Here is a 13,244-nt window from a genome sequence, read left to right on the forward strand (position 1 = left end):
TTGCCGATTCAAGTCCACCTCGCTACGATCGAATTGCAGATCGAGCTGTGCCGTTGCGGCGGTACTCCTAATCGTAGCGCTCGCGCCTTCCCGGTTCGGCCGGAATCGGTTGACACACCTCGCCGATGAGCTGGACGGGGTCTCGTCGAAGCGGACGAGCGGGCGTTCGGAATCAGGCGCTTCAACATATGGAGATCAAGTACATCTTTCATGCTTACGACGCATTCGCCATCGACATAGAGAATGCACCACATATCCCTGCGCCACGGCTTGTGGTCATTTTCGGCAAGCCGGCGGCGCACGGTCGGCCCGACAACCCGTCATGATCAGAGAGCTTGATCATCGCGTCGGCCGGCAGCGCGTCACGCGCCTCCGGCCGGCGGGCGCTTGGTCCGGTTGACGGTGGAGACGCTTACTCTGACTGTCCGGGCAATCTCCTCGTCGGGGCGCCAGTGTCGGCTGCTAGCAAAATCTGCGCCCGCTCGATCTTACGCGGTATGTTTGCCGCTACTCGTCCCGCTCGGCTTGGCTTAATTCGATCCGGGTACCGTACATTCATTCGTCGCGTCCCCCACACACAGTCGGGCGCCACGGACGAATCAATCGATACTCAATAATCAGGTGCGCGCTTTACCGAGAAGTAGGGCCGGTACCTGGCTTTCATCTATACCTACTCGTACATGTTCTGACGCCCACCCGCCGAAACCGACATGCAGCGCCACTTCTGCGCCAGCCCGCCTTCGGTCCACCAGATGATTGTCACCCTCGAACGAAATGGACTCATTTGCCGTCGAGCCGGTGCCCCAGAAGCATCGAAATCCTCGTGCCCCCAGAAAACTTGCCGATCCTAACCTAGCTCGGGATCAAACCGTCAAAATCAATGTGAAGAGCTACTAGAGGCCCGCAAAGGCGTTACTTTCCTTCCGGGCCTACTTTTTGTTCTTGCTAACCTTACGCGTCCTTTTTGCAGCTTTATGACGCTTAGGTGGCGGGCGCACGCTGACGTGGTGCCTGACGTCGCCCCTTCTCGTCGATTTCTTGCTCATGTTGCCGTCTGCGTGTTTCCTAGCAGCCTTCGCCAAAGCGGCTTGCGGTCTGTCTCAAGAGTGTCCTCGTGCGCGTGGAACGCAAGTTTATGTCGGAGGAATCGGTGCGAGCGCGGTACCCAGAGGCGGTTGCGGCGCTTCATTTCCGGATCGCTGGTCGTCGCGTCGAGCGCTGCGTTGTAGGCTAGAGCGTCGAGGGCCCGCATTGGCATCGGCTCATCACCTGCGATCGCGAAGAGCTTGGCGTTGTATCTCCGTTCGTCAGGAGCGGCATCGAGTTCGATCTCCGCAAGCATATCATTATACTTCTTCTGCAAAATTTCGTGCGTGCGGGCGCGGTACCCGAAGTCGAACGTCAGCTGCGCGGTGGCGAAAATCAGCACCGCAAATTCCAGCCACGCCTCGTCCTCGAGGTGGATGAGCTTGGCCGCCTTTCCCGCAACGCTCGAAGCACAATGACGATGAAATTCAGGAACCTGTTCAGCAGGTCAAAATAATTGCGGCGCGCCACGTGGTAGATCGCGCAGCGGAGGGCGTCGAACTTCGGCCCGAAGACAGCGACGCCCGGGTGCGCCTCATCACTCATTTTTTTTGGTGGAGACGGCGGTGACGAAGGCGGTGGCCGCACGGGAACGTGCGTGCCGGGGTTAGGATTGCTGGGTCTCGGCGGCGGTGAGACGCCGATATGCCTGATCTCGCGCTGGTCGGACATGCGGAGCACCTCAATGAATAATGCTGGTACCTCTAGTTGATTCAGCGCGCTGCAATCACCGATGGCGGGCAATTTCCTGTGGGCTTTTCAGGGCGCGTCGCAGGCGCGGCAAATTTTCGAAGCAAACTGGGCCGCTAAGACGGCCCGGCGGTTGAGCGGTAAGGGCTTAGACCGCCAAGGTCTCGGTGCCTGCGGCTGTGCGAGGCGCAGCACCTTCAGCAGGCAGTCCTTGTCGGCCAGCAACCGCTCGGTGGCGTCCGCCATCTCGGACTTCTTGAGAGTGGCAGGTTGTCCGCCGCCTGCGGCGACACCCCTTCTCTTACCGCATCCAGGATAACCGCCTTGGTGACGTGACCAGGAAAATTGTCCTTGGTCGGTTGCCAGTGCTGCGCCATGTCGAGCGAGACCGCTCGAGCGCCTCCCCCTCTTCGGCTCGGAACAACGAAACGTCTGAGCGTTCGCGAAGCTTCTTATCGTCCTTTCGATGCTGAGATACTTCTCAGATCACCATTCATCCATCGCTACTGCCAATCCAAGACGACGTGATTGATCAGCTAGATCTCCCGCTTGCAATGTTAGTGCAGCAACTCGACACACTCTTGTCCACTCAGCAGCAGCTGGCCTTGGTGTCGGTGCCAGGTTGCGTGGCATCGATCTTGGGGGCAATCCAATCCCGCAATGCTGTAGATCGGGGCGTGAATTCTCCGTACTAGTTACCCGCCGTGATCCCACGCTCTCGGATGATTGCGCCGAACCGCTTGGTATGCTCGCGGGCTCTGGCGGCGAACTTTTCGGGGGCATTGCCGCAGGTACATTGCCAACGGACATGATGAGGTCCTTCAGCGCGGGCGTCGCGAGCGCCCGGTCGATCTCGGTAATGAGGCGCGCAAATAATCTCGGCAGCGGTTCCGGCAGGTGCATAGACGCCGAAAACGGCGTCGGCGTCGACCCCCGGTGAGGCCGAGCTCGTTCAGTGTCGGCACATCGGGGAGCTGAGGCGAGCACCGGCGGGCTTCCGATCGCAAGAGCTCGCAATCCGCCACTCTTCACGTGCTCGATGGCGATGCCGGGGTCGAGCAGGAAAATCGATTTGCCCCGCAAGCAGGTCGTTCGGCGCCGATGCTGTGCCACGATAGGTCACATGCACGGCATCAGTATCGTCATCTTCTTGAGCAATTTCGCAGCGACATGCGGAGAGCTGCCGCTGCCCAGCGATCCGAAATTGCGCTTTCCGGGTTTGGCCTTGAGATCTGCGACAAACGCCTTGACGTCCTTCGCCGGGCAGCCAGCAAGCGTTCGCGCGACGATAGAAGATGCCCGGTCCCAGCGTGACGACTATGAGGATCGCCGCTGCCGCGAGAATGAAGAACTGGTAGCCGAACACCGCTACGCCTGGCGTTGCGGTCTGAAGCGTCGTGGCTCAGGCCAGCGTTGGAACCAGCATGCTGACTTCCTGATCGCGTGGTTCTTGGCTCGCAGCAAGGCCGGTGACGACACCGATACGGTCGGCAAGAGGACGGTTCTGGCTCATCTTGCGCTTGCCCTCGAATTTGGTCACGGGAATGCGGAGGCCGACAATCCCACGCAACTGGGCGGCGACGAAGTCTGCCGGAGCGTCGCTGACAGACCAACGTGTTGCCCGTGAGCCCTCATGGATGTTCGTCAATCGGGTAACTGCATCAAGCAGACGTTCGTTATCTTCGAAGAACTCAACCGGACCGTAAGCATGGACGGCGATGTAGTTCCACGTCGGCACTACCTTTTCGGTTTCCTGCTTGGTGGCGTACCATGAGGGGGTCACGTAAGCTTCCGGACCCATGAAAATGGCCAGGGCTTCGCCGATCGGAGCCGCGCGCCAGTGCGGATTGGCTTTGGCCAGGTGGCCGTACAGGACGCCCCGTTCGCCTTCCATCGCGTCGAGGAATAGCGGAAGTGATGTTGCGAGCGGCCCTTCTGCCGTGGCTGTGATTAGGTTCGCCAAGCGTGCGGAGCTGATGGTCGCTCGGATGTTCTCGATGTTATCATCCCGGAAGGCGGGGGGCACGTACATAGCGCTTCTCCGTTCTCCGCTCCGAAATAGCCGAAGCCCGGTACGTTTAGAAAGGCCAGTTCGTCACGATTTCGCTGGTCCAGTTTGTTTCGCGGTTATCACCGTGAACAAAGCTGGTCGCCCGCTTGCGCCAGGAGCTGGCAGCCACGCTCAATCTGACGAGCTTCCAGCGCGGCATAGCCCATGATAAGCCCGATAAGGTTTGGTCCGCGCCGGCGGACCGGCTGACGTTGGTCGTACAGCGGCGAGATAGGGTAGATGCCGACGCCTTTTGCGCGGGCTGCTTCGATCAATGCTGTTTCGGACTTCTTGGGCAGATCATCGAACCAGACGACCAGATGCAAGCCGGCAGCGTCACCTTCGATTCGAACTCGGTCGCCAAATCTCCGCCGTAATGCCTCAACGAGGCTTTGCCGGCGCTTCTCGTTGCGCCGCCGCATCCGTCTGACATGGCTCTCGTAGGCGCCCGTATCGAGCATCGTCGCGAGTGCCTCTTGCTCAATGAGAGGTGTGTGCCGGTCCATGATCTGCTTTCCGGCGGTGAACGCGGACTGTAGTTCAGGAGGCACGACGACATAGCCGATCCTCAAGCTGGGCGAGAGCGTCTTGGAGACGGTCCCAAGATAGATGACGTGCTCGCTTCCTTCGAGAGCGTGCAGCGGGAGGACAGGTTTCGTGTCGTAGCGGTACTCGCTATCGTAGTCGTCCTCGATGACGTAGGCGTCAACCTTCTTGGCCCAGGCGAGCAATTGGTGCCGGCGCCCGATTGGCATGACACCGCCAAGTGGAAATTGGTGTGAGGGCGTTACGTAGGTGAGACGAGCTTCGGCCCTTGCAAGCCTCACCGTGTCCAGCCCGTTTGCGTCGACCGGAATTGGCACCGCAATGGCTCCGGTCGCCGAGAGGATGTGCCGCGCCATAGGGTAGCCAGGATCTTCCATGACGAACCGATCGCCAGCATCAAGCAGCAGCCGAGCACACAAATCGAGCCCTTGCTGCGAACCGTTGACGACGATAATCTGATCGATCTCGCATCGTACGGTCCGCGAACGCCAGAGATAGCCCTGTAGTGCCGTCCGCAGGCGCAGCGCGCCACGTGGATCATCGTAAGTCAATGTTCGGGATCGCTGCGTGATCGCACCGATTACGGCTCTCTTCCATGATAGTACGGGAAAGTCCAAAGGTGAGAGATCACCATAGCGAAAGTCGGCAACGAGATTGCGACGTTGGTCGGTTGAGCGTGGGACGACCTGTCGCAAACGTTCACCATACCGCGAGACTCTTGCCTTCCGTGTAGATGACCGTGCTTTCGTGCCTGTCCGCCCGGTCCCGAGGACAGCCTTTGCGACCCTTGGGCGGGCGCCATGGCGGGTCTCGATGAATCCCTCAGCCGCCAATTGTTCGTATGCGGCCGTCACCGTCCCGCGCGATACTCCCAGCTCTCCGGCGAGAGCGCGGGACGAGGGCAGCGAGCCGTTGGAGCCGTATACGCGCCCCAGGATCTGATCCCTGAGCACTTCATAGATCCGACGCGCTCCTATCTGCCCGACGCGGTGTGACGGCACCTTAATCTGGACCATATGAACCTAACCAAAAATCGCTACTGGCCAGACCAGTCTGCGCCTGCTCGGCTTCAAAACCAAGCTCGTTCAATCGAGGTAGCGGCAATCTCAACAAGCTCCACGAACTCCTGGCCGGAGTAACACACGGCGCATTCATGCCGGCGGCGCGGCGGTTCACTGAATAGAGGCAATTTAGCGCGCGTATTGAGCAATGGTGACTGCCTTGTTTTCTACAAAGGAAGCACCAATGAGATCAGGGCCTTCAAGATGGGCGTTTCGGTGCCGTCAGGCCGACCACTGGACCCGCCCTCCGAAGTACCTGAAACCTAAGCTTGCAGAGTGATCCGCTCAAAACGCGCGGCCCTGAGAGCGGGCCGCGAATTAGGCCACGCACCCGTATAGCTTTCGAGCAATCCGCACCCGTTTGTTCCGGCGGAATTCGCACAATCAACACCCACAACAGCACGAGCGCTAGGGATGGCTCAGGCCAATCCGGCCCGCACATAAATTCGACGGAAGGAGCGGCATGGTAACAAAAGCTTTCTCCATCGGCCTCGTTCGCCAAGATCCTCAGACACCCCAGGCTCCAAGCACAATAAGCTGTGCATCGACAATAAAGATCGGGTCGCGAAAGATGGCAATCCTACTTGGTTCTACGAATTCAAAGGGTCAGTTGCTCGGCAGTGGAATTTTGTACCCCGATGGATCTTAAGGGTTGCAGGTGACTGCCTCAACGGGCGCGACGATTCGCGGCGCGCATAAACCGAATTTCCGCTGATTACTCGCAAGCTAGAGTATCGTATGATCATGCTGCAGGCGCAAATCCGAATCGTAACGCAAAGCACGAAAATGAGTTCATGGGACGGACTTAGCCCTGGCCAATTCTTGGCGCGAGTAGCGTTTTCACTGGCTGTAACGGCCGCCGTCATCGCCGTGACTTTCTTCGCAATCCGCTACATGGCGGGCTTTCACCGATGATCACAGCAGGCGCAGTAATCAAATGTCCCGCTCGGCCGCTCCAAACCGGCTGGTATGCGCACAAAAACCACGAAAGAAGCCGATGAAGCGCCGAATTTAAATGCCCATGTGGGATTTGCTGCATTAACCGGTCTTCATCAGCATTCAGCGCTACGATTTCAGCGCTCAACGAGGGGCTCACGTCCGGCGGCTCGTCGGTTATGGGCAGTTCATCTGGAGCGAGACGGCGGCGGCACGCAGCCGTCGGGTTCAAATTAGTTCCCGCAGAGTACCGTCGAGCTTTGCATGTCTTGATCAGGGCCTTAATGCACGCAGACGACGTGGCACAGACCTTGCTACTGGAGTGCAGCAATAGCGAACGAGTACTGAGTGCACATAGATGCGCGCCACTCGAAGCTCTGCTTCCTTGAACGGATGTACCCCTTCATGAGTGAAAACCTTCCTGCTTGTGACTTGGAGCATCGTCGCGCTTAGCGCGGCGCCGACCTTCGCCGCAGATCTCACTGGGAAGCCCTCATGCGGCAAGCCGGTCGCGCCTACGATCCGAGATCAGTTACACAAAAGTCGCCCAAGGTTGGGCACTAAGTTTTGGAGAGTAACATGGTGCTCGGATTAGAATCCCCAGCTCCTCCGATAAAAGTGGAGAACTGGCTGCGTGGCCAGCCTCTCGCGAGCTTCCAGCCCGGAATCGTTTACGTCGTCGAATTCTGGGCAACTTGGTGCCCACCGTGTGTCGCGGCGATCCCGGAACTGGTGCAGTTGCAAGAGAAATACAAAAACAGCGGCATTGAGGTCCTCGGACTCGCGGCTAGGCAGCTGGCGGACCAGCGATGAGGCTAGAGCCGCCGAAACAGAGCGGATCGCCGAAAACGAGCGTATAATGCGCGAAATGGAGCGCGAGAAGCCTGACTGAGCCGCTTTTCGGCAAATGTTAGGCTCGCGATAGAGAGATGGGGCGAAGCCGCGTTCCGCCCTCGAAGAGGCGTCGCTCTAAGGCCGGGTGAGCTTAGCGTCCGCGTGCTCCATGCGGATCTGTTGCTTCGAACAGACCGGTTTGCCAGTTGCGAGTCAATTTGTTCGCGATCGCGATCGACAAACACTGCGGGCTGTGGATGGAAGGGGCGGGACGAGTGCCTTCGCGACCTTTAGCTAAAGGGCGTGCGGTCCCATCGGCCACCAAGGATGCGCGTGCGACTCATCAAGAGGGCCCTACAGAAATTGCTGTTCATCACCGGCGGCGCCTAAAGCTAGCGCTGTCTCCACAACTGGACTGCACCCCTGCAACGAGACACAATATTTCAGTGACAGTGGGTTGTCATGAATCGTTACGGCGCGTTGTTTTGCGCGAACCCGGTTTCGAACCCAAGTGACGGGCGGGGCATCGGCACCCAATCTTGCGCCCGTTTCTAGTTCGGTCGTATTTTCCACAAAGGCTAACGTGCCGAATCCACACGTCGGCAAAACCGGGCTAAGATGGGATTTTCCCTTCTGGGGGCACCTCATGTTCGATACGGCAACCATCGCGCTTTTGCGCGCGGTACTTGATGAAATGTGCGAAAGCATCTTAGGCCGACAGATCGGCGCACGGACGCACGTTGCTTCGAAGATCCTGGAAGCTGCGACCAGGGGCGAAGTCTCTCGCGAGAGGCTTAGGTCGATGGGGCGAGATGCCCTTTCGCAGGCGCCCAAGATGTGGCGTTGATCGCGGGGGGCGGACGTGAATTTCCACGTCACGGTCCTCAAGATCCTCGTGGCATATCCGGATGGGTTTGCCGTGATGGAGGACCTCAAGAGGGACATGGCTATCCTGGCGACCAGCGGACGCGATTGGGCGGACCGGACCAGACGCCTCGCTGCGCGGGTGCCGGATCTCGACATCTGGTCACAAGGGCTCGTCGAACGCACAAGCGGTGGCTGGAGGCTGACTTCCAAAGGGCGGGACGTGCTTGAATTTATGGAAGCCCGACCGACGCCGGAGCCAATCCAAGCGGCGGCGGCCAGCGAGACGACCCCGCCGGTAGCCGAAATAGCGGCGGTCGCTCCGCTGCCGCAGCAGCCCGCCGACCGTGCGAAGCTGCGGCGCGAACGCCGTGAACGCCGCCGCGAGGCCCGCGAACGAGCCAGGGCGAACGCCTCCTAGTCAAAGAAAAAGCCGCCAGCGGAGCTCGGCGGCTTTGTTAGTCCGGACTGCCGATTGCCTCCCCAGCCCCAAAGCGTACCGCGGTTAGCTTGGTTGCGGCCATGCCGGCCTGATCTACCGACCGCTTTCCGATTGGCCATCAGGGGGCCGACTTGTGCACCGCAGCTTTTACAGGCCCGGTAGGCGTCAAACGAGGTGGGCGGGAGGCGCACCCGCCCGATATCGCCGGCCACGACGGGTCCTCCGACTAGCACCACGCCTTAGGACCCCACATCTGAATGCAGGGCCCGTTTCCGCCCACGAGAGCACGCGCCGCTTAAGGCCCGCCCAGGAGCGGTCGATCAGGACACAGGGCGTGCGGATTAACTCGACGATGGCTGGGGGCCCGAGTTTCGATGAACGTCCCGAGCGGCAGTGGTGATGTTCTCGCCGAGCTCTCCGGCTCCGACCTCGAAACCAGCCTCCGAGAGGGACGCGAAGAGCTCGAGTAGGATCAGGTGGACCTGCCGCAGGTTGGGCAGCCGGGGTCGGCGCCGGGCTAGATAGCGGTGCCGGACGAAGGGGCCGGCGTGGGCGTCGCCTTCGACGCCGTGGCCTTCAACCAGCGCGATCTGATCCCATGATGACTTGCTGAAGTGGTGCCGGCAATCGGCGGCGACCGCCACCACACCCTTCCCTCGAGCGAGAGGTCGTCCGCGTGCGACATCAGGCAGCGCGCGGGAGCGAGCGCCGCTTCTGGCGGAGGTAGCGCGTGATATCGGGAAGCGTCATCGCGTTCAGGACCCGGTCGGCAGGGACGCCGCCCTTGCGGGCCATCTCGACGCCCCAATGCATGTGGTCGAGCTCTTCAATCGAGTGCGCGTCTGGATTGATGCTCAGCATGCAGCCGAACTCAAGCGCCGCCTGGTGCCAGCGCCAATCTAAGTCGAGACGCCATGGATGCGCGTTTATCTCGACGACGACGTCGTGCTTCGCGCATGCCCGGAGCACCTTCTCGACGTCGATCTCGTAGCCCGGCCGCCGCTGGAGCTGCCGCCCGGTCATGTGGCCGATGATGGTTGTGTGAGGATCGGAAATGGCCCGAAGCAAACGCTGCGTCTGCGCCTTGCGGTCCAGCTTGAAACGACCATGAATGCTGGCGACAACGAAGTCGAAACGTTCAAGCACCTCCTCGTCGTAGTCGAGCGACCCGTCCGCCAAAATGTCGGATTCGATGCCTTTCAATATTCGGAAGTCCTTGCCGAAGCGCTTGTTCAGCCGGTCCGCTTCCCGGTGTTGCTGCGCGATTTCCTCCACAGTGAGACCACCGGCATAGTGCGCGGACTTTGAATGGTCCGCGACCCCGAAATACTCGAAGCCGCGCTGACGGGTCGCCTTCGCCATCGTCTCCAGTGTCTCGGCGCCGTCGGAAGCATCCGTGTGGCAGTGAAGGATACCGCGGAGATCGTCGTCGGTGACGAGCTTCGGCAGCTTGCCTTTCAAAGCCAATTCGACCTCCCCGCGCCTCTCCCGGAGCTCGGGATCGATGAACGGCAGCCCGAGAGCGCGATAGATGTCGGCCTCCTCGCCGGCGATCAGCGTGGCGCCCTTATGCAAGCCATCGGGCTCCAACCGCATTCCTTTCTCCGCGGCCAACGTCTGGAGCTGCTCGACATGGGCGGCGGACCCGGTGGCGAAAAGAAGGGCGGCCCCGAAGTGTTTGCGGTCGGAGACGGAGATCTGCAGACCATCCGCTGGTGGCTTCGGCGTCTTGCTTGACTTAGCGGCCTCCGCAACGATCGCAAGGTCGCGGACGAGTTCACAGCCACGGCGGACCTCGCCGGCGATCGTCACGCGCTTGAGCTCGGGCTGAGCCTTCCGGATGGAATTCTGCGCGCGGGCGAGCAGGGCGGCGGCACGGTGCAGGTGGAGGCGGCCTTCTCCACTCTTCGCGATGGCCAGGTTCTGCAGAATCTTAGTTTGCAGCGCGGCACCAAGTCCTTTCGCCTTCTTGATGCGGTCGTCCTTGGCGGCGGCCTCCAGTTCGGCGAGGGAGGCGATGCCCAGATTTTTGTAGAGCCGCAGCACTTTCTCCGGACGGAGGCCGGGCACAGCGAGCATCTTGAGCACGCCCTCGGGGATCTCCTTCCGCAGCTTTTCCAGACTTGGATGAGTGCCCGTCTTGTGAAGCTTGGTAATGATGTCGGCTATCGTGTCGCCGACGCCGGGGACCTCAGTGAGCCGGTCTTCGGCAACGAGGACGTCCAAAGGCACCGTAAGGGCGCCCAGGCTGTCCGCCGCGCGAGAGTAGGCTTTTGCTCGGTACGGGTTGCCGCCACGAAGGGCGGCGCGCTGCGCATATTCTCGCAGGAGGCTTGCTACGGTTCGAGCGTCGAGGGAGGCCACTCAACGAACCTCCTGTTCTGCGCGATAAGGATTTGTGGCGGCAAAACGAGTTCGAGCGGCCGGGTCGTTCGGGCGACTATCCAGAGATCTTTCTAGCTTCTGCGCTGGTCGGAAGTCTTCCAGATGTTGCGTGTTTGGGCCGTAGGCCGCCTCCTTCTTGAGGAGGTTATAGATCCGGCCGACCACAAGCTGCAGCTGCTTCATCCGGCCCTTCGGCATCGATCGGGCCTTGCAAAGAGCTCGGACGGCATGGGCGCGGAAATAGTGGAATGCGTCTGACATGATCGGTAAACGCCTGTTCCCGCCGATAGTTCTGCGGCCAAGGCTGTCACGCACGCGCCGCACCCCCGCCGACTGCCCGGTACTCGACCTCGGCGATCGACTTCGCTGTTTTGCTCATCCGGCTCCACGGGTCGCGCTCAATTCGTCCTAAATCGGTGACGGTTTGCTCGTTTGCTTGCGCCGCGGGCCAAGCGGCCCGTGACGGGTCATAAGCGATCCATAAGGCCGCTCTTTGGTGGGTCCGATTGTGTGTTCACTAGCTGACAGTAATCCTGGAAAAATCACAGGAACCTGCGGTTGTCGATCGCAATCTCCGCGAAGTTGTTGTGATCGACACAAAGGGCCAGTCGGTCAGCGTCGGATGGGGGTCTTTAGTACACAAGTCATAAAGCGGGCTAGAGGCGGGTGAACTTAACATGGTGCGGCAGTGACAGGCTGCACGGCAGCACGCAATCGACCGGTTGGGAAGCCCGCACTGTTCGCCATGGCCCGACACCGTTATCGATAGTCGGTCGAGCACGAACAAGCTGAGGCGATCGTCAGGGACGTCGGACAAAGCCACTGCACCGTCCTATGCCCATGATGCAGAGCGATAGAAGTTGTCGCAGTGGCGATTGGGTCAGTTAGGAACGAGGGCTCGGATTCCACATTGCTTGTGAGGTGCAATCGGGAGTCTCAGCATGGCAGTACAAATCGTGATGGATCACAGCGGCGACAGTCAGCACTTCTTCGACAACTCCAATGCAGAAGCATTGGTAGAGGCGGAAAGGCTTTTCCTCCAATTTACTAGCAAAGGATATACCGCGGCGGTGCGGAAGGGGCGCGGTGAGGTAAGCCGGATCACCGCGTTCGATCCGACGGCCGAAGAAACATTGTTCTTCCCGCGGCTCGTGGGCGGGTGAGCACCGATGAAGAGAAGGATCGGTCGCATCGGCCCGTGGACCCTTCAGAGCCTGGCTCTTGGCAGGCTTTATCAAGCAGTAAACGAAGAGAAAACGGCCCAAGCTCGAGCGCTGCGACTGCTGCGTTCTGGCTTTCACCCCGGCGAAGGGTCGAGTTCGAAAGGAGAGGGCGCTTCGACGTCGTGAGGTGCGATACCGGAAAGCGGTACCGCATCCGGCGAGGAACGTCCGGCAACGTCAACGAGATCGACGAATACGGGCGGCTCGGGCAAGGGTGGTGCTTCGTTCCGGTGGGTGGCTTGGCCCTGGGCGATGTCATGCTCGCGCAAAAAATAGCTCTTGAAACGGATGAGGCACGGGTCTTGAGCATTGCCAATAGCTTCCCGGGGCCGATCTGGTGGCCCCGACCCGGTACTCGTCCGCCCGAGGGAAGAATTGCGCTCGGACGTCTTCGTTACGGGTAGAGGCAGACCGGCGTCGCCGACCGGCCGGCGTTCTGTGCGGCGGCGGCAGCCTGGTGCGCGACCGCGGCGGCCGAGAAGCTGGCGAGCGCGGCCATTGGCATGGCAATCATGCTCGCGAAGCGGTTTTGCAGGGAGAGATCTGCGCCGGGCACCTTCCCTGCCATCACCACCAGAGTACAAGGGCGCCGATGCCGTCTGTGCGGTTGCAAGGGCGCGCCGATCTATTAAGAGGAGTGAGAGCAACTCAGTGGCCCACAAAGTTTAGCGAAGTGTGTAGCAGCGACGCCCCCGAAGGCACCGATTTTCTGGGGGCTCTCGCGCCTGGCGCTCCCTAGGCGCGCCCCCATTGAACCCGCCGGGTGTCTTATTGATCAAAAGCGGGGTTCGAGATCGCCGATATTTTGTCAGACAGTGCAGAGTTGCATCGCATCCGAACAACTATTCCCAGCGGCCACTCAGTTTCGTTCCCGCGGTGATCGTCGTCTCAAGTCTTGCAGCATTGCCGAGTTTTTCCCAGTCGTCATTGTTCTCTGCCAGCACAAGCGTGAATCCTCGCCCACTATCCTGGAACGTGGCGGAGACGGACTGATGGAAGCCTTGTGCGTCGTCTGATACACAAGGATGTAGAGCTGAGTGCTAGCATCTGACGGAGTTTGCTGGGCGACGTCAACCACGCGCTCATATGCGAACCGGCTTCGGCTAAGCAGGCCTTCCGCAGAAGTT

At 60.3% G+C, this 13,244-nt stretch carries 12 protein-coding genes and 3 pseudogenes; 5 read left to right on the top strand and 10 right to left on the bottom strand.

What is annotated here, in order from left to right; all coding sequences use genetic code 11:
- Positions 1–70: 70 nt before the first annotated feature.
- The 6 genes and pseudogenes from ACNJYA_RS10445 to ACNJYA_RS10470 form a co-directional block, all read right to left on the bottom strand.
- Positions 71–559 (bottom strand): annotated as a pseudogene (locus ACNJYA_RS10445) (helix-turn-helix domain-containing protein); the annotation flags it as partial.
- 483 nt (positions 560–1,042) lie between these two features.
- On the bottom strand, positions 1,043–1,429 hold the full coding sequence (locus ACNJYA_RS10450) for a hypothetical protein (RefSeq protein WP_439402779.1): 387 nt from the start codon (positions 1,427–1,429) through the stop codon (positions 1,043–1,045).
- 416 nt (positions 1,430–1,845) lie between these two features.
- Positions 1,846–2,022, bottom strand: a complete 177-nt coding sequence (locus ACNJYA_RS10455; RefSeq protein WP_439402780.1) for a hypothetical protein — start codon at positions 2,020–2,022, stop codon at positions 1,846–1,848.
- An 873-nt stretch (positions 2,023–2,895) separates the two neighbouring features.
- Positions 2,896–3,066: a tripartite tricarboxylate transporter substrate-binding protein gene (locus ACNJYA_RS10460; RefSeq protein ID WP_439403423.1), complete on the bottom strand. Its 171-nt coding sequence runs from the start codon at positions 3,064–3,066 to the stop codon at positions 2,896–2,898.
- 112 nt (positions 3,067–3,178) lie between these two features.
- Positions 3,179–3,808 carry an FMN-binding negative transcriptional regulator gene (locus ACNJYA_RS10465; protein ID WP_439402781.1) on the bottom strand — a complete coding sequence of 210 codons (630 nt, stop codon included), beginning with the start codon at positions 3,806–3,808 and terminating at the stop codon, positions 3,179–3,181.
- 98 nt (positions 3,809–3,906) lie between these two features.
- On the bottom strand, positions 3,907–5,388 hold the full coding sequence (locus tag ACNJYA_RS10470; protein WP_439402782.1) for a PLP-dependent aminotransferase family protein: 1,482 nt from the start codon (positions 5,386–5,388) through the stop codon (positions 3,907–3,909).
- Positions 5,389–6,948: 1,560 nt separating this feature from the next.
- On the opposite strand from ACNJYA_RS10470, the pseudogene ACNJYA_RS10475 reads away from it, so the two are divergent.
- From ACNJYA_RS10475 to ACNJYA_RS10485, 3 genes and pseudogenes are all read left to right on the top strand, one after another.
- A pseudogene (locus ACNJYA_RS10475) lies at positions 6,949–7,189 on the top strand (TlpA disulfide reductase family protein); the annotation flags it as partial.
- A 660-nt stretch (positions 7,190–7,849) separates the two neighbouring features.
- A complete protein-coding gene (locus ACNJYA_RS10480; protein WP_439402783.1) occupies positions 7,850–8,050 on the top strand; it encodes a hypothetical protein in 201 nt (66 codons plus the stop codon).
- A gap of 15 nt (positions 8,051–8,065) precedes the next feature.
- Positions 8,066–8,488, top strand: coding sequence for a hypothetical protein (locus ACNJYA_RS10485; RefSeq protein ID WP_439402784.1), 423 nt, complete (start codon positions 8,066–8,068; stop codon positions 8,486–8,488).
- 362 nt (positions 8,489–8,850) lie between these two features.
- On the opposite strand, the gene ACNJYA_RS10490 is transcribed toward ACNJYA_RS10485, so the two are convergent.
- Genes ACNJYA_RS10490 through ACNJYA_RS10500 form a run of 3 tightly spaced genes read right to left on the bottom strand, consistent with a single transcriptional unit; the run spans position 8,851 to position 11,077 of the window.
- Positions 8,851–9,153, bottom strand: coding sequence for a hypothetical protein (locus ACNJYA_RS10490; protein ID WP_439402785.1), 303 nt, complete (start codon positions 9,151–9,153; stop codon positions 8,851–8,853).
- A gap of 40 nt (positions 9,154–9,193) precedes the next feature.
- Entirely contained in the window at positions 9,194–10,873 is a 1,680-nt protein-coding gene (locus ACNJYA_RS10495; RefSeq protein WP_439402786.1) for a PHP domain-containing protein, read from the bottom strand.
- Complete coding sequence (locus ACNJYA_RS10500) at positions 10,874–11,077, bottom strand: hypothetical protein (RefSeq protein ID WP_439402787.1); 204 nt, start codon at positions 11,075–11,077, stop codon at positions 10,874–10,876.
- A 758-nt stretch (positions 11,078–11,835) separates the two neighbouring features.
- Here ACNJYA_RS10500 and ACNJYA_RS10505 point away from each other — a divergent pair.
- Together ACNJYA_RS10505 and ACNJYA_RS10510 are read left to right on the top strand one after the other, a co-directional pair.
- A complete protein-coding gene (locus tag ACNJYA_RS10505; RefSeq protein WP_109142812.1) occupies positions 11,836–12,057 on the top strand; it encodes a hypothetical protein in 222 nt (73 codons plus the stop codon).
- Between the two features lie 6 nt (positions 12,058–12,063).
- Positions 12,064–12,521, top strand: a pseudogene (locus ACNJYA_RS10510) (hypothetical protein).
- On the opposite strand, the gene ACNJYA_RS10515 reads toward ACNJYA_RS10510, so the two are convergent.
- A complete protein-coding gene (locus ACNJYA_RS10515; protein WP_439402788.1) occupies positions 12,512–12,685 on the bottom strand; it encodes a hypothetical protein in 174 nt (57 codons plus the stop codon). The pseudogene ACNJYA_RS10510 and the gene ACNJYA_RS10515 sit on opposite strands and share 10 nt — an antisense overlap.
- Positions 12,686–13,244 lie beyond the last annotated feature (559 nt).

Origin of the sequence: Bradyrhizobium sp. BLXBL-01, assembly GCF_051853025.1 — a bacterium.
GTDB lineage: Bacteria > Pseudomonadota > Alphaproteobacteria > Rhizobiales > Xanthobacteraceae > Bradyrhizobium.

What these genes read in the sequence shown, in the direction of transcription:
- ACNJYA_RS10505 (WP_109142812.1), top strand. Translation starts at nt 11,836, where the DNA reads ATGGCAGTACAAATCGTGATGGATCACAGCGGCGACAGTCAGCACTTC.
- ACNJYA_RS10455 (WP_439402780.1), bottom strand. Translation starts at nt 2,022, where the DNA reads ATGGCGGACGCCACCGAGCGGTTGCTGGCCGACAAGGACTGCCTGCTG.
- ACNJYA_RS10465 (WP_439402781.1), bottom strand. Translation starts at nt 3,808, where the DNA reads ATGTACGTGCCCCCCGCCTTCCGGGATGATAACATCGAGAACATCCGA.
- ACNJYA_RS10480 (WP_439402783.1), top strand. Translation starts at nt 7,850, where the DNA reads ATGTTCGATACGGCAACCATCGCGCTTTTGCGCGCGGTACTTGATGAA.
- ACNJYA_RS10500 (WP_439402787.1), bottom strand. Translation starts at nt 11,077, where the DNA reads ATGAAGCAGCTGCAGCTTGTGGTCGGCCGGATCTATAACCTCCTCAAG.
- ACNJYA_RS10470 (WP_439402782.1), bottom strand. Translation starts at nt 5,388, where the DNA reads ATGGTCCAGATTAAGGTGCCGTCACACCGCGTCGGGCAGATAGGAGCG.
- ACNJYA_RS10515 (WP_439402788.1), bottom strand. Translation starts at nt 12,685, where the DNA reads ATGGCAGGGAAGGTGCCCGGCGCAGATCTCTCCCTGCAAAACCGCTTC.